This is a genomic window from Agrobacterium leguminum, assembly GCF_015704895.1.
Classification (GTDB): Bacteria; Pseudomonadota; Alphaproteobacteria; order Rhizobiales; family Rhizobiaceae; genus Agrobacterium; species Agrobacterium leguminum.
This window is the reverse complement of the sequence record NZ_JADQWB010000002.1, coordinates 78,839-99,467: the sequence shown is the minus strand read 5'-3', so window position 1 is coordinate 99,467 and position 20,629 is coordinate 78,839. Positions and strand designations below refer to the sequence as shown.

Sequence of the window (20,629 nt, the reverse complement as noted above, 5' to 3'; positions counted from 1 at the left end):
GCTTCAGCCGCTAGGGATAGGCGGAAAGCATCGGGCCGAATTGCGTGCGCTTTTCGAAAACCGGTGCCGTGGAACCGTGCGGCGGCTTTTCCGTCGCCCTTCTCATGAAGAGACAGGACGAATTTATGGCGCAACCACCAGTCATCTCCCTGCCCAAGGTCAGTCCGAGCACGCGTGACATCGGTTTCGCACTGGGCATCGTGGCGATCCTCTGCGTTCTCTTCCTGCCCATTCCGGTCATGCTGGTGGATATCGGTCTGGCCTTTTCGATTGCGCTTTCGGTCCTCATCCTCATGGTGGCGCTCTGGATTCAGCGACCGCTGGATTTCTCGTCCTTCCCGACCGTGCTGCTGATCGCGACGATGATCCGCCTGTCGCTGAACATCGCGACGACGCGCGTTATCCTTTCCCACGGCAATGAAGGGCCGACGGCGGCGGGCGGGGTGATTGCGGGCTTCTCCAGCCTCGTCATGTCCGGCGATTTCGTGATCGGTCTGATCGTCTTCCTGATCCTGATTACCGTCAACTTCATCGTCATCACCAAGGGTGCGACGCGTATCGCCGAAGTCGGCGCGCGTTTCACGCTGGACGCCATTCCCGGCAAGCAGATGTCGATCGATGCGGATTTGTCCGCCGGCATCATCGACGAAAAGGAAGCGCAGCGCCGCCGCCGTGAGCTGGAAGAGGAAAGCTCCTTCTTCGGTTCGATGGACGGCGCCTCGAAATTCGTGCGTGGCGACGCCATTGCCGGCCTCATCATCACCGCGATCAATATTTTCGGCGGCATCATCATCGGTTATTTCCGCCACGGCATGCCCATCGGCGAAGCGGCCGACGTTTTCGTCAAGCTTTCGGTCGGTGACGGTATCGTCTCGCAGATCCCGGCCCTGATCGTATCGCTGGCAGCCGGCCTTCTGGTCTCGCGCGGCGGCACCGCCGGCTCGACGGACCAGGCGGTCGTCAATCAGCTCAGCGGTTATCCGCGCGCGCTGATGGTCTCGGCCATGCTGATGGGACTGCTCGCCATCATTCCGGGCCTTCCCTTCCTGCCCTTCATCTTCCTCGGCGGCATCATGGCCTTCGGCAGCTGGTATATTCCGCGCCAGGCGGAGGCCGAAAGCGCGCTGCGGCGTCAGGAAGAGGAGAACAAGGTTCTCCAGACCACCGAGGCGGAAAAGGATTCGGTCAAGCAGGTGCTGAAGACGGCCGAGATCGAACTGGCGCTCGGCAAGCAGGTTTCCACCCGCCTTCTCGGGGCGCATCAGGAACTGGCCTTCCGTGTCGGCAAGATGCGCAAGAAATTCGCGACCCAATACGGTTTCGTCGTACCCGAGATCAAGGTTTCCGACGACATCATGATCCCGGAAAAGGCCTATCAGATCCGCGTTCACGGCACGACCATCGCGTCCAGCAACCTGCGCGTCGGCGACGTTCTTGTCGTGACCGGGGCAGGGCGCAAGCCGAGCATTCCCGGCGACGAAATCCGCGAACCCGCTTTCGGCATGCCCGCCGTCTCGATTCTCGAAACCTTCACCGAGGATCTGAAGCGCGAAGGCTTCCATCCGATCGACAATGTCTCCGTGGTGCTGACGCATCTGAGCGAAGTCATCCGCAACAACCTGCCGCAGCTCCTGTCCTACAAGGACGTCAAAATCCTCATCGACAGGCTCGATCCCGAATACAAGAAGCTGGCCGACGAGATTTGCTCGTCGCACATGTCCTATTCCGGCCTGCAGGCGGTGCTGAAACTGCTGCTCGCCGAACGCGTATCGATCCGCAACCTGCATCTCATTCTCGAAGCGGTCGCCGAACTTGCGCCGCATGTGCGCAAGACGGAACAGATTGTCGAACATGTGCGGGTACGCATGTCGCAGCAGCTCTGCGGCGATCTTGCCGACAATGGCGTGTTGCGCGTCCTGCGCCTCGGCAACAAGTGGGACATGGTCTTCCACCAGGCGCTGAAGCGCGACCAGAAGGGCGAAATCGTCGAATTCGACATCGATCCCCGCCATCTCGAGGAGTTTTCCGAGCAGGCATCCAAAGTTATCCGTGAATTCATGGATCGCGGGCTACCCTTTGTCCTTGTAACCTCGCCGGAAACGCGGTCCTATGTGCGCATGATTATCGAGCGACTCTTTGCGACCCTGCCGGTTCTTTCGCATGTGGAACTGGCCAAGGGTCTCGAGATCAAGATTCTGGGCGCCATTTCATGATAACCGACCCGCAGGGGACAATCATTGCATTGTTCCTTGCCATCTGCCGTATCGGCGCATGCTTCATGACCATGCCAGGCTTTTCAAGCTCGCGCATTTCGCCGCAGATTCGCATGCTTCTGTGCGTCGCGGTGTCCATGGCGCTTCTGCCCGTGCTGTGGGACACGATCTATCCGAAAGTTTCCGGCGCGAGCCAGGGCACGGTCGTCGGTCTCATCTTTACCGAGGTCGTCATCGGTTCGATGTATGGCCTGATCGCGCGGTTCTACACCCTCGGTTTCCAGTTCACCGGTGCGCTCATCGGCGCTTCCATCGGTCTCAGTGCGCCGGGCGGTGCAGATGTTATCGAAGACGTGCAGGAAAACCAGATATCCAACTTCATCACCTTCGGCGGCCTGCTGGTGCTGTTCATATTCGATTTCCACCATATCGTCCTCAAGGCGCTGGTGGATTCCTACACCGCCACGCCGGTCGGTGCGCTGATCAGCGGCCAGAAGATGCTGATTACGCTGACCGACACGCTCAGGGCCTCCTTTTCGATCATGCTTCGGCTTGCCAGCCCCTTCGTGATTTACGGCTTGATGTTCAACGTCGCGGTCGGCCTCATCAACAAGCTCGCGCCGCAGATTCCGGTCTTCTTTATCTCGACTCCCTTCGTTCTCGCGGGGGGGCTTTTCATGCTCTATTTGTCGGTCGCGGCCCTCATCCGCCAATTCGTGGATGGTTTCGGCCCGGTCTTCATCGGTTTTTGATCGGGAGAAATACGATGGCTTCGGACAAGCGCTCTGCCAAACTCAAGCGTCTGGTAACCGTCCAGCGGCACATGGAAAAAATGGCCGAGGTGGAACTGGCCGATACCACCCGCACACGGGCGGAAGTTGCACAATCCATGGAGAACGTGCTGGAAGCCATGAGTTCCATGGAACCGGTGCATCAGACATTTTCCAGGCACTATTCGGACCGCTACGGCCGTCTCGTCGTCCAGGACCGCCAGCTTGAGGGCGTTCAGCAATTTCAGGAAAACAAGGTCCTGAAGGAAAAGACCAAGGCTGACCGGCTCGAGGACAGGATGCACCTTGCGCGCGATCTTGAGGACCGCGAGGCCGACGATAATGCAATCTATGATTTGTTAGAAATTACGAATGTTTCCCACACACCAGCCTCCAGCAAGGTTGGCGATCCATAGTCTGTCCCATTGTTGCATCGCGGGCGTTTTTGAGGACGTCTCCGGCGATGTTTCTTGATTGAGCGAATGCGCCGGCTTTCCGTGCCGCCCATTCGTCAGCTCGGGAGATCTGGACGTGGCGATATCGGTGATAAGTGATCTGGTGATGGATGTGGTTCGCGCTGCGGACCCCCAGGAAGTTCAGGTCGCCCAGGAAAAACTCAAGGCGAACAAGGCGGCTTTTGCCGCAACCAGCCTTGCCGATGCCGGCAAGGGTTTTGGCGCCGCAGTCGAGATGCTGGATGGCGCTTCCTCGAAGGCTGGTCTCGGCGACACCAATATTCGCGCGGCCCGCACCGAAATCCCGGAAACATACCGCAAATATGAAGCCTCGGTGCTCCAGACCTTCGTGGCCAATATGCTGCCGAAAGACAGCGAGGAAGTTTACGGCAAGGGCAATGCCGGCGAGATCTGGAAGAGCATGATGGCCGAACAGTTTGCCGACACGATTTCCAGAAATGGCGGCGTCGGCATCGCGGAACAGGCTTACAAGGATGCGCTTCGGAAGGCTGAAAGCAAAGGCATTACCGACGTATCGATGAATGAAAAAGACAATAATGCTGCAATTCGGATGGTGGCGGAGTTCGAGCGGCAGGTCCTCGGCGTTTCCAATGAGAAAACGGACGAGGCTTGAGAATGAAAAACCCTAACGAGGAGACAAGCATGGACCTTATGTCGAACGACCACCGTATCCAATCCGTTCTCGGCCGCCTTGAGATGATCATCGACAACGAGAACGACAATATCGGTAAGGACCCCCAGTTCGACTTCAAGGTCTCCAACGCCCACAAGAGCCGTTGCCTCTATGAGCTGACGATGCTGTTCCGCGATACCCCGCGCGAGGAAATCGCCGCCGGTTATATGGAGCAGGTCAAGGGCATCAAGTCCAAGCTCGCCACCAATGCCAGCCGCGTCGAGGCGCATCTGAATGCGGTTCGCGCGGTCGCGGACCTCTTGAAAAACGCCATCCAGGAAGCCGACACGGACGGCACCTATTCGCAGGAACAGTTCATGTACGGCGCAGCCTCCTAATGTTGAAGCTTCTTCTCACCGGCGTCTGGGTTTGCGCCGTCACGCTCGGCGCGGTGTATTTCTCCGTCCAGTTGGCGACGGCGCCCGCGCCGGATGAGGCGGGGGCAAAAAAGGCCAATCTGCAACTGGTCAAGGGCGAAAGCATCACTATCCCCGTCATCAATGATGGCGGGGTGAACGGCTATTTCCTCAGCCGTATTTCGCTGCGCGTCGACAAAGCCAAGATGGCGAAGATCGAGCTGCCGGCAACGCAGCTGATGACCGACGAACTGTTCACGCTGCTTGCGGGTTCTTCCATGGTCAATATCGCCAATATTTCCACCTTCGATCCCGAAGCCTTCAAGCAGCGCATCCGCGAGGGGCTGAACAAGAGGCTCGATGACGAGGTGGTCGAGGACGTGTTGATCGAACAGCTCGATTACCTGTCGAAAGCCGACATCCGCGAGCAGAACGGCAATGGCACGCCCCGTTCGGTCAAGCTCGTCGAGGGCGAGAAGGCCGAAGCCGGGAAAGAAGCGGCGCCAAGCCACTGACGACCAGCAGGCGAGGGGTGTCGGCGGGATAGCGGATTGCGGAGCATCCTTCTGGTTAATTGTCTCTTGCCGCATCCCCAGGCATTCTAGAGATTGCTTTCAAGCTAAATTCAACCTGCACCTGTATAACAAACCCATGAACCACCATCCCGCAGGCCATGTCTCGGATCGGTGGCGATGGGTTTGGCATTTGGGGGTTGGTAATGAGTTTCGCGTCAGGTTTCGCGCGGCCGGAATCGCAACGGAATATCCACGGACTGCGCGTCTGTGATCTCGACTGGAATGGGGCGCTGGAATTGGTCAGCGGCAGGGCGTCTGCCTGTGAGGGGCACACGATGCTGTCCTTTCTCACCGTCGAGAAGGCGAAGCTTTCGCTCAAGGACAACGCCTACCGGCAGATTCTGGAAAGCTGCCTGCTTCTGCCGCAGGGCAAAGCAATGAGGGCCGCCGCGCGCAGCGATAATGGTGAGCCTCTGCCTGCGCCCATCGATGGCATCGCCTTTGTGATGGCGCTTCTCACCTATATGGCCGTGCCGAAGCGCATCGGTGTGGCGGGAGATGATGCTGCGCAGATCGGCGAGGTTCTCGCCAGGTTGCGGGCGCACGCGCCCTGGCACGATTTCGTCATGCTGAACCGCGATGCATCGGGCGTTAAGGTGGATGTTCTGCTGGCGGGAATGTTGAAGGAAAACCAGGAGACATGGCTGCACCGCACCGTCAGCCGCGAGAATGCGCGGGTCACCATCGCGGTTGGCCCGCTGTTCAAGGTCCTGTCGTCGGAAGTGGCCGGCATGCCGGAAATTTTCCGCAAGCTTCACATGAGCTGGCTCTACAGCCTCTGCGCCGAACCCTGGCACATCGCGCTCGGCAAGAGCTGAGGCCGTTCTCGCAGGCGTTGCGTTAACCATTTGTTTGCCACGATCCTTTAACCTCTCGTAAGGTTTTGACAGTCGCCCGTTACGGGCGGCACCGAGGGCGGCAGACGGCTTCAGATGGTTGATGACAATCCGGACATGATGGCGATCCGCCCTGACGAGGATGATGTCGCTGCGCCCGTATCGCAATGGCGCAGACATTGTCGGCGTCTCCTGACGTCCGGCTGCATCGCCGCCGCCACCGTTGCCGGGGCTGCCCTTCCGCTTCTGCTCGTCGATTCGGGCTTTCGCGGTTATGTTTCGCAGGCCCGGATCGAGGTCTCCCAGACCGCTTACGATGCCCCCGACGCCGCCCGTTTTCTCGCGATGGCGCGTCGTACCCTGCTTTCACCCTCCGGGCTCGACCGTATAACCGCCGATCTCAAGCTGAAGTCCGCCGATATGGTCGGCGTTCGCAATCAGGGCGAGCTTGGCCTGCTTTTCGACCTTCTGACCGGCGCGGATGCGCGTCCGCTGTCTGAGCGTGAGGCGCTGAACGGTGCGGTGGGCGAAGCGATCCGGCTGGAACTGACCCCGGATGAAAATACGCTGACCGTGACCGGCAAGGCCGCAACGCCGGAAACCGCCATGCGGCTGACCGATTATCTTTCGATGCGCGTGATCGCCGATGGCAAGGCCGGCACCATGACGCCCGCCATGCGTGAGACGGAGAGGGCGCGGACAAGGCTCGATGAGGCGGAAGCCGCGCTGAACGGTTTCCAGATGCGCCACGGTGACGCCGTGATGGCCGAGGCGCAGCAACTCGAACAGCAGCTGCGCGACGTAAACGACAGTCTGGCGCGAACCACCCGCCAGCAATTGTCCATTCAGGCCGATCTGACGGCGGCTTCGGCGCTGAAGCCGAATGATGTCTTTGCGAAGCCTCTGCCGGCCGGCGTGGGTTTTTCGGCGCTTGAGGATATCAGGCAGAAGCATTCGACCGCCAGCATGGCGCTTGCTGCGGTTTCGGTCGATTACGGCCCGAAACACCCCCGCCGCATCGCCGCCCAGAATGCGGTGGATGCCGCACAGGCGCTTGCCGCCCCCGCATTGCGGCAATTGCTGGAAGGCCTGCGGGCGGATGAAAAGCGCATCTCTCAGGAGATCGCGACCGCCAATGGCGAGCATAAGAAATACCTCGACCGCCTGAACGAACTCGGTGTCGCCCCCGGCGAGTTCTCCAGGTTGCAGGGCGAACTGGAAACGGCGCGAAACGCCTATCTCGAGGCAAGCGAACGCCGCGACCTGTCCGCATCCGCCACGCCCGCGGTCGAAACCCGTTTGGCGAAGAAGGCCGCACCCGGTGAGTTGACCCGCGATCTGACGCAGGCCGCCATGCTGGCTGGCGGCGGTGCATTGATCGGCCTGCTGGGCAGTCTTTATCTCCTGAGCTACCGTCGCCATGACGAGGAAGAGGAGGGCGCATTGCTCATCGAGGAGGGCGCGCAACCTCCATCCTCCGTCGAGCCGTCGGTCGAGTCTCGGCAGATTTCCGAGTTCGAACCGATCGAGCCGGCGGTGTTCGACGATCTGCAGGATCTTGCCGCAGAGGACAACATCGAGCCGGAGGAAGACGGCTTTGCCGATTATTACGGCGAGGCCGTCAATGACGACGACGACATGCCGCTGGACGAGCGCGTGCGGCAGGTCCTGATGGGCAACCGCACGGTCAGGAGTGCTGATCCGGCCTCTTCCGGACTTCCACCGCTTCTGGCCGAAGCCCTCGCCGGGAACTTCGACCATGCTCAGGCCGAAGCTGAGGAACTGATGGAATTGCGACGCGAACTGGCGTTCCTGAGAGAGCGTCTTGCCGATTACGCCGATCGCCGCGAAGACTACCGCAAAACAGCCTGAAAACGCCGCATTTTCGCTTGCATTCCTGCGAAGGGGGCACCATACGGAGCCTACGTAACCCAGCAGGAGCAGGACGCATGGCAGTTGTGATTGACGGGAAGGCGAAGGCGGCTTCGGTAACGGAGGCGGTCCGCAAATCGGCAGAAGCGCTTGAGGCTGAAAAGGGCGTAAAGCCCGGTCTCGCGGTTGTCATCGTCGGAAACGATCCGGCCAGCCACGCCTACGTGAACTCCAAGAGCAAGATGGCCAAGCAATGCGGTTTCAACTCCATACAGCACACGCTGCCGGAGGAAACCACCCAGGCCGCACTCCTCAAGCTGGTCGGCGAACTGAACGCCGACGCCTCCATTCACGGCATTCTCGTGCAGCTTCCGCTGCCGAAACACTTCAATTCCGATGAGATTATCCAGTCGATCCTGCCCGAAAAGGATGTGGATGGCTTGAGCGTGCTGAATGCCGGCAAGCTCGCGACCGGCGATCTCGCCACCGGTCTCATTTCCTGCACGCCTGCCGGCGCCATGCTTCTGGTGCGCGGCATTCACGGCGAAGATCTTTCCGGCCTCAACGCCGTGGTCATCGGCCGTTCGAACCTATTCGGCAAGCCGATGGGCCAGCTTCTTCTGAATGCCAATGCCACGGTGACCATGGCGCATTCCCGCACCAAGGATCTGGCCGGCATCTGCAAGACGGCGGATATTCTCGTCGCGGCGGTCGGCCGCGCGGCGATGGTGAAGGGCGACTGGGTGAAACCCGGCGCGACGGTCATCGATGTCGGCATCAACCGCATTCAGGCGCCGGAAAAAGGCGAAGGCAAGTCGAAGCTGGTGGGCGATGTCGCCTATGACGAGGCGAGCGCCGTCGCCGCCGCTATCACGCCGGTTCCCGGCGGCGTCGGCCCGATGACGATCGCCATGCTGATGGCCAACACCGTCATCGCCGCCCATCGCGCGCTGGGTCTGACCGCTCCGAAGTTCTAAGCGGCTGGAAACGGCCGGCTACGCTTTCGGAGCCGGCCCCGTCGAGGCGCGCACCACAAGTTCCGCCTTCCAGAGCTCCTGATGCGGTTCTGTCTGGTTGAGCTTGATCCGGTTGATCAGGCGCTGGCCCACGCGCACCCCCGCCGCCCGGAGTGATGAGCGGGTGGTGGTCAGCGGCACGGAGAAATTATCGGGCTTCAAAAGCGGCAGCACGTCGTCATGGGCGATCAGCGAAATATCCTTGCCGGGTTTCAAGCCCCGCTGGTTGAGCGAACGGATCGCGCCGAGCGCAAGCGCGGTACTGGCGCACAGAATAGCGGTCGGTTTTTCCGGGCGTGACAGTAAGGCCTCCATGCCGAGATAACCTTCCTCGTCGGTCATGCTGCTGTGTCTCTTGTTGTTCGCATGCAATGTCAGGCCATTTGCCGAAAGCGCCTTTTCCACCCCGAGACAGCGCCGGTAGGTGAAATCATAACCCTCCGGGCCGTTCAGAAGCCCGATGCGCGTATGGCCAAGCTGGAGGAGAAGCTGGGTCGCATCGCGGAAGGCACCCTCATTGTCCACGTCGAGATAGGGATAATCCTCCTCCACGCCAACGGAGCGGCCATGCACGAGGAAGGGCAGGGAGAGCGATTGCATCATGGCGATGCGCGGGTCGTTCTTCTTCATATAGGCGAGATAGATGCCATCGACGCTGCCGCTTGCGGCGAGCCCCCGCAGGGCTTCGCGCTCTTTTTCCGGCTCGGTCGGCATGATCACGAGATGAAAGCCGCTGCGTGATGCCTCCTCACCGAGACCGCTCAGGAATTCGCCGAAATGCACGTCGGAACGGTGATGCTCGCCAATCGGCATGACAAGCCCGATGGAGCCGACCTTACCTGTCGCCAGCCGTTGCGCGGCCGCATTCGGGCGATAGCCTGTCTTTTCGGCAGCCTCCATGACGCGGCGGCGCGTCTCGGCGCTGACCTCGGGATAGCCGTTGAGCGCCCTGCTGATGGTCGTCTGCGAAATGCCCAGCAGTTGCGACAGCTGTTTCAGGTTCATGTCTGTCATTCCTCCATGCGCGCGCCCCGGGAATACGGCAAAGCCTCTCCTCAATTCCCAAAGCGCTTTAGATTTTTACCAGTCTCCACCGCATTTCTCAATCGAAAAGGATAGCCGCCTTCCGAATTAAATATGACTATTCATAGGGCGCTGCAACGTTTCCGCAGAAAGAGCCTCTTGACTCCGTCTTAATGACAATGAGATGAATAGGCAGCCAAAGCGCTTTGATTGGAGAGGACGCTTTGAGCCTTTTATGTGATGGGAGGTAAATCACATGCAGAAGACTCTTTTGGCGACGGCCGCCGTCATGGCTTTGCTGTCCGGTGCGGCCTTTGCCGCCGACCTGAAGTTTGCACCCGGCGGCGACGCCAAGTTCAACTGGAAAAGCTACGAGGACTTCAAAGCGGCCCATGCCGACCTGAAAGGCCAGACGCTGACGATTTTCGGCCCGTGGCGCGGTGAAGACGAGGCCCTGTTCCAGTCGGTACTTGCCTATTTCGCCGATGCGACCGGCGTGAACGTCCGCTATTCCTCGTCGGAAAATTACGAGCAGCAGATCGTCATCGATACGCAGGCGGGTTCGCCGCCCAATATCGCCATTCTGCCGCAGCCCGGCCTTCTGGCCGATCTGGCCGCCAAGGGCTTCCTCGTGCCGCTCGGCGACAAGACCGCCGACTGGGTCAAGGAAAATTACGGCGCGGGCCAGTCCTGGGTCGACCTCGGCAGCTACAAGGGCAAGGACGGCAATAAGGCCTATTTCGCCTTTCCCTTCAAGGCGGACGTGAAGTCGCTTGTCTGGTACGTGCCTGAGAACTTCGAGGAAGCGGGCTACAAGGTGCCCGAGAGCATGGAAGACCTGTTCAAGCTGACGGACCAGATCGTTGCCGATGGCGGCACGCCCTGGTGCATCGGTCTCGGTTCCGGCGGGGCAACCGGCTGGCCGGCAACGGACTGGGTGGAAGACCTTATGCTGCGCACCCAGCCGCTCGATGTCTACCAGAAATGGACGACCAACGAGGTCAAATTCACCGATCCGGCCGTGGTCGAAGCGATCAACGAATTCGGCAAATTCGCCAAGAACGAAAAATATGTCAGCGGCGGCGTCGCGGCCGTGGCCTCCACCGATTTCCGCGACAGCCCCAAGGGCCTCTTCGACATTCCGCCGAAGTGCTACCTGCACCATCAGGCGTCGTTCATTCCGTCCTTCTTCCCGGAAGGCACCAAAGTGGGGACGGATGCGGATTTCTTCTACATGCCGACTTACGCGTCCAAGCCTGACCTCGGCAAGCCGGTTCTCGGCGCTGGCACGCTGGTCACCATCACCAAGGAAGCGCCTGCCGCCAAGGCTTTCGTCGAATTCCTGCAGACCCCGATCGCCCATGAGGTCTGGATGGCGCAGTCCAGCTTCCTCACACCCTATAAGGGTGTGAATGTCGATACCTATGCCAATGAGCAGATGAAGCGACAGGGTGAAATCCTGACGACCGCGACAAGCTTCGGCTTCGACGGTTCCGACCTCATGCCCGGCAAGATCGGTGCCGGCGCATTCTGGACCGGCATGATCGATTTCGTCGGCGGCAAGTCCGCGGATCAGGTCGCGAGCGATATCCAGAAGGCCTGGGACGGCCTGAAGTAAAGATATCGGATCGGGCCCGGCGGTTTACTGCCGGGCCCTTACCAACGGCGCTGCCCCGACGACCGCATAAATCAGCGCGGCGCGGAGAGGATCAAGGGAGGGAACATGGCTCAACAACTCGTTTCGGCCATCGGCGTGATGGTGGCGGGGGTCTTTGCCTGCGCTGCCTATTACTGGCTATCCGATAAGGTGCTTCAGGCGATCTTTCCGGTCCGCTCGGGAGACGTGCTGCAGGCATCCCGCAACCTCAATCGCCGCGCGGCGGTCCGGCCCTGGCTGTTCATCGGTCCGGCTTTGATCCTCCTGCTGGTCTATCTGGTCTACCCCGTCATCGCCACGCTGATCCTGTCCTTTTATGACCGGACCGGCAGCGAATTCGTCGGTCTTGCCAATTATCGCTGGGCGTTTTTCGATGCCGGTTTCCGGCAGTCGATCTTCAACAATATCCTCTGGCTGGCCGTCGTTCCGGCCGCCTGCACCTTCTTCGGCCTCGTTATCGCGGTCATGACCGACCGCATCTGGTGGGGCAATATCGCCAAATCCATCGTCTTCATGCCGATGGCGATCTCCTTCGTCGGCGCCTCCGTCATCTGGAAATTCATCTATGAATACCGCGCCGAAGGGCAGGTGCAGATCGGCCTCTTGAACGCGATCGTCGAGTTTTTCGGCGGCAATCCCGAGGTCTGGATTTCCATGCCCTTCTGGAACAATTTCTTCCTGATGGTTATCCTCATCTGGATTCAGACCGGTTTCGCCATGGTCATCCTGTCGGCGGCGCTGCGCGGCATTCCGGAAGAAACCATCGAGGCGGCCGTCATCGACGGGGCCAATGGCTGGCAGATCTTCTGGAAGATCATGGTGCCGCAAATCTGGGGCACCATCGCCGTCGTCTGGACGACGATCACCATTCTCGTGCTCAAGGTCTTCGATATCGTACTGACCATGACCAACGGGCAATGGAACACCATGGTTCTCGCCAATCTCATGTTCGACTGGATGTTCCGCGGCGGTGGCGACAGCGGCCGAAGTGCGGTCATCGCGCTCATCATCATGGCGGCCGTCACCCCGATCATGGTCTGGAATATCCGCCAGGCAAACCGCGAGATGGAGGGCCGCTGAGATGAATATTTTCAAACGCCTTCGCCGCGTCGGCCTGCCGCGCCTCATCGTCCATGCCAGTGTTCTCGTCGTCGTGCTGCTCTGGCTGCTGCCAACGCTCGGCATTCTCGTCAGCTCGCTGCGCGACAAGGACCAGATCACCGTGTCGGGCTGGTGGACGGCCTTCTCCAGTTCCGAACAGACCTCGGCAGTGCGCCTCGCCGATGCTTCCGTGCAGAAGCAGGATGGCAGCCGCTATGTCATATCAGGCAATGTTTTCGAAAACGGACAGGGCGGCAAGGTTGCGGCCTTCGGCGTTCGCGTACAGGAGCCCACGGCGTTCAAAGCCGGCGAGGCGGCCGATATCGGTGACGGCGAAACATTGCTCGTCAATACGGACGGCACCTATGAATATAGCAAGGCCGCGAGCTTTGAAGGCTCTCGCGGCAAGCGCGTTTACATCTCCGTCGCGACGCCGCCCGTCTTCACGCTCGATAATTATCGCACGGTCCTGACCTCGGAAGGCATCGGCCAGTCCTTCGTCAACTCGCTGACCGTCGCCGTGCCGGCAACCGTCATCCCGATCCTCATTGCCGCCTTCGCCGCCTATGCGCTGTCATGGATGAGCTTCTCCGGCCGCAATCTGCTGATTGCCATGGTGGTGGGGCTTATCGTCGTGCCGCTTCAGATGTCGCTCATCCCGCTTCTCAGACTCTATAATGAAATCGGCACCATCTTCGGCGTGCCGTCCAAGACCTATGCCGGCATCTGGCTGGCGCATACCGCCTTCGGCCTGCCGCTCGCCATCTATCTGCTGCGCAACTATATTTCCGGCCTGCCGAAGGAGATCATCGAAAGCGCCCGGGTGGATGGCGCGAGCGATTTCGAAATCTTCGTCAAGATCATTCTGCCGCTCTCTTTCCCGGCGCTCGCCTCCTTCGCCATCTTCCAGTTCCTGTGGACCTGGAACGACCTGCTTGTCGCCATGGTCTTCCTCGGCACGCAGAAGGACGAGCTGGTGCTGACCGGCGCCTTGAACGCGCTGCTCGGCTCGCGCGGCGGCAATTGGGAAATCCTCACCGCCTCGGCCTTCGTCACCATCGTTGTGCCGCTCTGCGTTTTCTTCGCCCTTCAACGTTATCTCGTGCGTGGCCTGCTCGCAGGCTCCGTCAAGGGAGGCTGATCATTCCATGAACGCCCATACCAGACAGGACACTTCCATGACCGCTTCGGTGACTTCCGCTTTGACGCCCAACAAGGACTGGTGGCGCGGCGCTGTTATCTATCAGATCTACCCGCGCTCCTATCAGGACTCCAATGGCGACGGTATTGGTGACCTCAAGGGCATCACCGACCGTCTGGCGCATATCGCCGGCCTCGGTGCCGATGCGATCTGGATTTCGCCCTTCTTCACCTCGCCGATGAAGGATTTCGGTTACGACGTCTCGAATTATGTCGATGTCGATCCGATGTTCGGCACACTTGCCGATTTCGACGGCCTGATCGCGGAGGCCCATCGCCTCGGCATCCGCGTCATGATCGACCTTGTGATGTCGCATACCTCGGACCAGCACCCGTGGTTCGTGGAAAGCCGCGCCAGCCGCAGCAATCCGAAATCGAACTGGTATGTCTGGTCGGACAGCAAGCCGGACGGCACGCCGCCCAATAACTGGCTGTCGATCTTCGGCGGCTCCGCCTGGCAGTGGGATCCGACCCGCATGCAATATTACATGCACAACTTCCTGACCTCGCAGCCGGACCTCAATCTGCATAATCCGGAAGTTCAGGAAGAGCTGCTGAACATCACCCGTTTCTGGCTGAAGCGCGGCGTCGATGGTTTCCGCCTCGACACCATCAACTTTTATTTCCACGACCTCGAGCTGCGCGACAACCCGGCGCTGGCGCCGGAGCGCCGCAACGCCTCGACGGCCCCGGCGGTCAATCCTTACAATTTCCAGGAGCATCTCTACGACAAGAACCGCCCGGAAAACATCGCCTTCCTGAAGCGCTTCCGCGCGGTGCTGGACGAGTTTCCTGATATCGCCGCCGTCGGCGAAGTGGGTGACAGCCAGCGCGGTCTCGAAATCGTCGGCGAATATACATCCGGCGATGACAAGATGCAGATGTGCTACGCCTTCGAATTCCTCGCCCCCGATGCGCTCACCCCGCAGCGCGTCGCCGATGTGCAGGCGGATTTTGCGAAAGCCGCACCGGAAGGCTGGGCCTGCTGGGCTTTCTCCAACCATGACGTCGTGCGCCATGTCAGCCGCTGGGGCGAGCATGTCGAAGATAAGGACGCCTTCGCCAAGGTGCTCTCGGCGCTCTTGATGACGCAGCGCGGCTCCGTCTGCATTTATGAGGGTGAAGAACTCGGCCTCACCGAAGCGGATATTGCTTTCGAAGATTTGCAGGATCCCTACGGCATCCAGTTCTGGCCGGAATTCAAGGGCCGCGACGGTTGCCGCACGCCAATGGTGTGGGATGCCGGACATGCGCAGGCCGGTTTCTCGACCGCCGACAAGACGTGGCTGCCGATTCCGGCCGAGCACAAGCAGCGCGCCGTCAGCGCCCAGCAGGGCAACGAGGCTTCGGTGCTGGAACATTATCGCCGCTTCCTGAGCTTCCGCAAAAAGCATCCCGCTTTTGCCAAGGGCGGCATCGAATTCCAGCCGGTTGAGGGCGAGGTGCTGAGTTACACCCGCACGCTCGGCAACGAAACCGTGCTTTGCCTCTTCAATCTGTCCGCGACACCCGCAAAGGCGACGCTGCCGGAAGGGAACTGGGAGGTTCTCGAAGGCCACGGCTTTGCAGGCGGCCTTGAAGGCAGAAGCGTAGAACTTCCGGCATGGGGCGCATTCTTCGCCCGTTACGCCTGACAGATGAGGGAGGAACACCCATGACAAGTCTCGTTCTCAAGGATATCCGCAAATCATACGGGCAGGTGAAGGTGCTGCACGGCATCGATCTTCAGATCGAACAGGGCGAATTCATCGTTTTCGTCGGTCCCTCCGGATGCGGAAAATCGACGCTGCTGCGCATGATCGCCGGTCTGGAGGAAATCACCGGTGGCGAGATGTATATTGACGGCCAGCTCGTCAATGAAATCCCGCCCTCGCGGCGGGGTATTGCCATGGTGTTCCAGTCCTATGCGCTTTATCCGCATATGACGGTTTACGACAACATGGCCTTCGGCATGAAGATCGCGAAAGAGAACAAGCAGGAGATCGACCGCCGCGTTCGCGCCGCCGCCGAAATCCTGCAACTGACGCAATATCTGGAGCGGCTGCCCAAGGCGCTCTCCGGCGGCCAGCGCCAGCGCGTCGCCATCGGCCGCGCCATCTGCCGTAATCCGAAAGTCTTCCTGTTCGATGAGCCCTTGTCGAACCTCGATGCGGCGCTGCGCGTCGCCACCCGCATCGAGATCGCCAAGCTCAACGAGCAGATGGCCGATACCACGATGATCTACGTCACCCACGACCAGGTGGAGGCGATGACGCTGGCGGATCGTATCGTCGTTCTGAATGCGGGCCGTGTGGAACAGGTGGGTGCGCCGCTCGAACTTTACGAAAGGCCGGCCAATCTCTTCGTGGCGCGCTTCATCGGCTCGCCCGCCATGAACATCATCGCCGCAAAGATTACCGGAACCGGCGAGAGGACCTCCATCGAACTTGCCGGCGGCAAGACGCTTGCCGTTTATGTTCCCACGCCCGCAACCGAAAAGGGCAAGGCGGCGAGCTTCGGTGTCCGGCCGGAAGATCTGAGCATCGTCACTGGGGACGATTATCTTTTCGAGGGAAAAGTCGCGATCGTCGAAGCGCTCGGTGAAGTGACGCTGCTTTATCTGGAGGCGCCCAAGGGGCAGGAGCCGATCATCGTCAAGGTGCCGGGCATCGTTTCCGTCGGCAAGGGCGAAACCCTGCGTTTTGCCGCCCCGCAGGAAAAGCTTCATCTCTTCGACGCCGACGGCAAGACCTATCGCAGGTAATTGCCATCGATACCGAAACCGAGCCCCGGAACCTCCTCGCTCCGGGGTTTTTTCCTGACCTTTTGCCGCTGTGGAAAAATGTCGGAAATGTCCCGCTTCCGGTCTGTTTAAGCCTGCGCTGATATGAATTGTTAAAGACTATGACCTAGTCTCAATCCATTGATCGAGCATGGGAGTCTGGGCGTGCAGAGCGGTACGGGTGTCATCAGGAACCATTACCTGAGCAAGGAAGAATCCTTCATGTATGACCGCGAAAGCCGGTTTCGCATGGAAGATACCATGAACGCCGCACGCATCGAATATACCGAAAAGGCCGTGATGCACATGGCGGCGCGCCGCTGCGATGTCATCCGCATCTCCCAGACCGAAGCGGTGCTGGCGCTGCTGACGAAATATAACCTGCCGAACCAGTTCTATCTCGATATTCCCGACGCCCGCATCACCAAGATCGGCTGCGTGATGTTGCGCGTCAACGCCAACAACACCATCCACGTCCGCTTCCTGCGCATGCTGACGCAGAAGGAACTGGACCGCATTTTCGTGTTCAGCACGCATCCGGCGCATAGAGACCGGAAGCTCGATATCCGGTCTTTCTGAAAATCGGATGATCGGCGAGGGTCTTAAGAAAGCCCGCCCAAAACCGTCTGCTTCAGCTTCACATCCGGCACCTCGGTGAACGCAAGGTCGCTGCGGCCGAAATAGGATTTCTGGTTGGTGGCGGACCAGTCGTTGCAGACCAGCTTGTAGCGCTCTTTGTTTTCCGGCTTTTCCGGCATGGCGTAGAGATAGTCGCCGGTGCGCGCGGCAAGCGGAATGTCGCCATCCTGATTGCAGCGCTTGAGGATTTGGGCGAGCGCCTCGCCATCGACTTCCGCCACCATCAGCTTGCCGTCGAAACGCAGCGAGGCGTTGAAATCGTAGCGGCGAATATCGCCCTCGGGCAGGCCGGCACCAAACGAAGTATGGCCGATGAAGCCGACATCCGCACCGGTTTTTGCAGCGATGAGTTGCGCCACACGGCGGCCGGCCTCGTCGACGGTCATCGCGCTGGCGGATTTGCCGACGATGGCCCGTTCTTCGGCCGTGAGGTGCTTTTCGAGCGTCTGTTCGATCAGGGTCTTGAGGGCCGATGAGCTGGGAGCGCTGCGATCGATCGTAACGGTCTCGATGGCCACAGCCTTGCCGGGAGCCGCAATCGTGCCCACCGTCATGGAGGTGCACCATGAGCCGGTATGGACATAGCGGGTAGCGCCCTGTTCGTGCACAAAGTTCAGATGGTCATGGCCGCCGACCAAGAGGGTGCCATCCGGCAGGAGTGGCAGTATATCGCGATCAGCGACGACGCCGGCGTGGCTGAGAACGATGTTGATCGCATCCGGTTTGACGATCTCAGGCAGATTGGCTTTCGCCCATTCGACCGGCTGCGGAATGTCCAGCATTTCGCGCGTGGCCTTCGGATAGGTGTTGATGGCATTGGTGGCGAGACCTGCCACAACGACCTTCCGCCCGCCGACGCTTACTTCGGCGCTGGCGGCGGCATAGGGCTGGCCGCTGCGCTTGTCGATGATGTTGGAAAGAACGGTGATACCGAGCGCCTGCGCGCGGCTGACGAAATTGGCGAGGTCGTTGTCGATGTCGGACTCATGATTGCCGATATTGACGACGGTGGGGGCGAGTTTTGCGAGCGCCGCCAGGAAGGTCCATTCGATTTCGCCGGCCGAACGGGCGGCCACCGCATTGCCGATCTCGAAAAGATCGCCGTTCAGCAAGATGATATGAGGCGCCTTGTCGGCGGCGATGCGCGTTTCGATGGCCGCGAGAAGCTGGCCGATACGCTCATAGGCCGAATGCAGGTCGGAGATGACGATTGCACGCAGCGCCACGTCCTGCGCCATCGCTGGCTTTGCAGCCACCATCAGCGGCAACAGGGCGGTGCCCGCCATAAGCTTCAGCACATCGCGGCGTTTACTTGAGAATATCGTCATGTCAGGCCCCATCATCCGAAACTGCGCCGCCGTCCCGCGGCCGGCTGAGAAGGCCCTAAAGGGCGATCATCACAGCCGCATGACAAGTCTGACGTTTAAGACGTGGGAAATAAAGCGGTTTCTGCGCCAGCTCTCGGTGATGAGGCGTGCATTCAGGCGATGCCGCAAAGTGGGGTTGAAAGGCGAAAGCCGCATCCGGCCTTCGCCCATCAAAAATCAATGAAACAGGACGCTGGCGCCCTGATCGGCCGGACCGGCATTGCGGCGGAAGGGGGCGAAAAGCTCGCGGCCCATGCCCCATTCATTGCCGGAAAGATCGGCGCGCGCCGGTTCTCGTTTCGCGAGTTCAGCGGCGGAAACGAGCACTTCCAGCGTTCCCGAAATGGCGTCGAGACGGATGATGTCGCCATCGCGGATAAGCGAGATCGGGCCGCAATCGGAAGCTTCCGGCGTGACATGGATGGCGGCCGGCACCTTGCCGGAAGCGCCGGACATGCGCCCGTCCGTCACCAGCGCCACCTTGAAACCGCGATCCTGCAGCACACCGAGCGGCGGTGTCAGGCGGTGCAGTTCAGGCATGCCATTGGCCTTCGGCCCCTGGAAGCGGACGACGGCGATGAAGTCGCGGTTGAGCTTGCCATCTTTGAACGCGTCCTGAAGCTCCTGCTGGTCGTGGAACACGATTGCCGGTGCTTCGATGATGTGGCGTTCCGGCTTGACGGCGGAAATCTTGATGACCGATTTGCCGAGATTGCCGGTCAGCATCTTCAGACCGCCGGTTGGCTGGAAAGGGGTCTCGATGCTGGAAAGCACCTTCGGGTCGTGGCTCTGCTCGGGGGAGGGCTGGCGTACAACCGCGCCCTTCTCGTCAAGCATGGCATCCACAGTGTAAGCCTCGAGGCCCTGTCCGAAGACAGTGCGCACATCGTCATGCACAAAGCCCTGCTTCAAGAGCTGCTTGATGAGGAAGCCCATGCCGCCGGCGGCGTGGAAGTGGTTCACATCGGCAAGACCGTTGGGGTAAACGCGGGCGAGCAGCGGCACGATGTCGGAAAGATCGGAAATATCCTGCCAGGTGAGGATGATACCGGCGGCGCGCGCCATGGCGATCAGATGCATGGTGTGGTTGGTGGAACCGCCCGTCGCATGCAGGCCGACGACGCCGTTGACGACGGATCTTTCGTCGATCATTTCGCCTGCCGGCGTGAATTCGTTGCCCTGCGCGGTAATCGCCAGTGCCCGCTTCGTCGCCTCGCGCGTCAGCGCATCGCGCAGCGGCGTGCCGGGATTGATGAAGGAGGAACCGGGCATATGGAAACCCATGATTTCCATCAGCATCTGGTTGGAATTGGCGGTGCCGTAGAAGGTGCAGGTGCCGGGGCCGTGATAGGATTTCGATTCCGCTTCCAGAAGTTCGGCGCGGCCGACCTTGCCTTCGGCATAAAGCTGGCGGATGCGGGATTTCTCGTCATTCGGCAGGCCGGATGTCATCGGGCCGGCGGGAACGAAGACGGCGGGCAGATGGCCGAAGGCGAGGGCTGCGATGACGAGGCCGGGCACGATCTTGTCGCAGACACCGAGATAGACGGCGGCGTCGAACATGTTGTGGGAGAGGCCGATGCCAGCCGCCATGGCGATGGCGTCGCGGGAAAACAGCGAAAGCTCCATGCCCGGCTGGCCCTGGGTCACGCCGTCGCACATGGCGGGAACCGCGCCCGCAACCTGCGCTATGCCGCCCGCTTCTTTTGCCGCATCGCGGATGATCGCCGGGAAGGTCTCATAGGGCTGGTGCGCCGAGAGCATGTCGTTATAGGCGGTGATGATGCCGAGATTGGGAACCCGGTCGCCGGCAAGGATGTCCTTGTCGGCGGGGGAACAGACCGCAAATCCATGCGCGAGATTGCCGCAGGAAAGCACGGAGCGGTGAACGCCTTTTGAGACCTGCAGCCGCAGCCGCTCGAGATAGGTCTCGCGGTAGGGCTTGGAACGTTCGACGATGCGGGCGGTGATGGCCTGAATGCGGGAATCGGCGGACATGGGCGTTCATCCTGTTCGTTGGTCGACAACCGGCGTTCCGGGAGGTGAGCGGCCGGTTGTCGTGTTTCGGTCTTCATGTCTTCGGGGCGCTTTGTC

18 protein-coding genes are annotated in these 20,629 nt (G+C 60.3%); 15 read left to right on the top strand and 3 right to left on the bottom strand.

The annotated features are described in order from the left end of the window. Positions 1–125: 125 nt before the first annotated feature. From flhA to folD, 9 genes are all read left to right on the top strand, one after another. Positions 126–2,213 carry a flagellar biosynthesis protein FlhA gene (gene flhA, locus I3J13_RS03405; RefSeq protein ID WP_004432552.1) on the top strand — a complete coding sequence of 696 codons (2,088 nt, stop codon included), beginning with the start codon at positions 126–128 and terminating at the stop codon, positions 2,211–2,213. After that, positions 2,210–2,965, top strand: coding sequence for a flagellar biosynthetic protein FliR (fliR, locus tag I3J13_RS03400; protein ID WP_020812910.1), 756 nt, complete (start codon positions 2,210–2,212; stop codon positions 2,963–2,965). The genes flhA and fliR overlap by 4 nt, the downstream gene beginning before the upstream one ends. A 14-nt stretch (positions 2,966–2,979) precedes the next feature. Beyond that, positions 2,980–3,399, top strand: coding sequence for a hypothetical protein (locus I3J13_RS03395; protein WP_004432556.1), 420 nt, complete (start codon positions 2,980–2,982; stop codon positions 3,397–3,399). 115 nt (positions 3,400–3,514) lie between these two features. Continuing rightward, the gene (locus tag I3J13_RS03390; protein ID WP_035236043.1) at positions 3,515–4,072 is read left to right on the top strand and encodes a rod-binding protein; all 558 of its coding nucleotides are present in this window, start codon (positions 3,515–3,517) and stop codon (positions 4,070–4,072) included. 29 nt (positions 4,073–4,101) lie between these two features. After that, complete coding sequence (locus I3J13_RS03385; protein WP_026363659.1) at positions 4,102–4,470, top strand: hypothetical protein; 369 nt, start codon at positions 4,102–4,104, stop codon at positions 4,468–4,470. Beyond that, positions 4,470–5,003: a flagellar basal body-associated FliL family protein gene (locus I3J13_RS03380; protein ID WP_196378025.1), complete on the top strand. Its 534-nt coding sequence runs from the start codon at positions 4,470–4,472 to the stop codon at positions 5,001–5,003. Before I3J13_RS03385 ends, I3J13_RS03380 begins: the two co-directional genes overlap by 1 nt. A gap of 203 nt (positions 5,004–5,206) precedes the next feature. Continuing rightward, the gene (locus tag I3J13_RS03375) at positions 5,207–5,881 is read left to right on the top strand and encodes a WecB/TagA/CpsF family glycosyltransferase (protein WP_196378024.1); all 675 of its coding nucleotides are present in this window, start codon (positions 5,207–5,209) and stop codon (positions 5,879–5,881) included. Positions 5,882–5,995: 114 nt separating this feature from the next. Continuing rightward, positions 5,996–7,771, top strand: coding sequence for a GumC domain-containing protein (locus tag I3J13_RS03370; RefSeq protein ID WP_196378023.1), 1,776 nt, complete (start codon positions 5,996–5,998; stop codon positions 7,769–7,771). 77 nt (positions 7,772–7,848) lie between these two features. Continuing rightward, positions 7,849–8,748 carry a bifunctional methylenetetrahydrofolate dehydrogenase/methenyltetrahydrofolate cyclohydrolase FolD gene (folD, locus tag I3J13_RS03365; protein ID WP_196378022.1) on the top strand — a complete coding sequence of 300 codons (900 nt, stop codon included), beginning with the start codon at positions 7,849–7,851 and terminating at the stop codon, positions 8,746–8,748. An 18-nt stretch (positions 8,749–8,766) separates the two neighbouring features. On the opposite strand, the gene I3J13_RS03360 is transcribed toward folD, so the two are convergent. Continuing rightward, entirely contained in the window at positions 8,767–9,792 is a 1,026-nt protein-coding gene (locus I3J13_RS03360) for a LacI family DNA-binding transcriptional regulator (RefSeq protein WP_065654439.1), read from the bottom strand. A gap of 274 nt (positions 9,793–10,066) precedes the next feature. Here I3J13_RS03360 and I3J13_RS03355 point away from each other — a divergent pair, with 274 nt between their 5' ends. From I3J13_RS03355 to I3J13_RS03330, 6 genes are all read left to right on the top strand, one after another. Further along, a complete protein-coding gene (locus tag I3J13_RS03355; RefSeq protein ID WP_196378021.1) occupies positions 10,067–11,428 on the top strand; it encodes an ABC transporter substrate-binding protein in 1,362 nt (453 codons plus the stop codon). Between the two features lie 105 nt (positions 11,429–11,533). Next, positions 11,534–12,547, top strand: coding sequence for a carbohydrate ABC transporter permease (locus tag I3J13_RS03350; protein ID WP_078051247.1), 1,014 nt, complete (start codon positions 11,534–11,536; stop codon positions 12,545–12,547). 1 nt (position 12,548) lies between these two features. Next, the gene (locus tag I3J13_RS03345) at positions 12,549–13,709 is read left to right on the top strand and encodes a carbohydrate ABC transporter permease (RefSeq protein WP_196378020.1); all 1,161 of its coding nucleotides are present in this window, start codon (positions 12,549–12,551) and stop codon (positions 13,707–13,709) included. 37 nt (positions 13,710–13,746) lie between these two features. Next, complete coding sequence (bglA, locus tag I3J13_RS03340) at positions 13,747–15,402, top strand: beta-galactosidase BglA (RefSeq protein ID WP_196378019.1); 1,656 nt, start codon at positions 13,747–13,749, stop codon at positions 15,400–15,402. Positions 15,403–15,422: 20 nt separating this feature from the next. Beyond that, on the top strand, positions 15,423–16,511 hold the full coding sequence (locus I3J13_RS03335) for an ABC transporter ATP-binding protein (RefSeq protein ID WP_196378018.1): 1,089 nt from the start codon (positions 15,423–15,425) through the stop codon (positions 16,509–16,511). 240 nt (positions 16,512–16,751) lie between these two features. Further along, complete coding sequence (locus I3J13_RS03330; protein ID WP_035236048.1) at positions 16,752–17,108, top strand: hypothetical protein; 357 nt, start codon at positions 16,752–16,754, stop codon at positions 17,106–17,108. A 23-nt stretch (positions 17,109–17,131) separates the two neighbouring features. Here I3J13_RS03330 and I3J13_RS03325 read toward each other — a convergent pair whose 3' ends face one another. Together I3J13_RS03325 and edd are read right to left on the bottom strand one after the other, a co-directional pair. Further along, positions 17,132–18,496 (bottom strand): metallophosphoesterase, encoded by a 1,365-nt coding sequence (locus I3J13_RS03325; protein ID WP_196378017.1) that lies wholly within the window; start codon positions 18,494–18,496, stop codon positions 17,132–17,134. 216 nt (positions 18,497–18,712) lie between these two features. Then, on the bottom strand, positions 18,713–20,533 hold the full coding sequence (edd, locus tag I3J13_RS03320; RefSeq protein ID WP_149743603.1) for a phosphogluconate dehydratase: 1,821 nt from the start codon (positions 20,531–20,533) through the stop codon (positions 18,713–18,715). Positions 20,534–20,629: the final 96 nt, after the last annotated feature.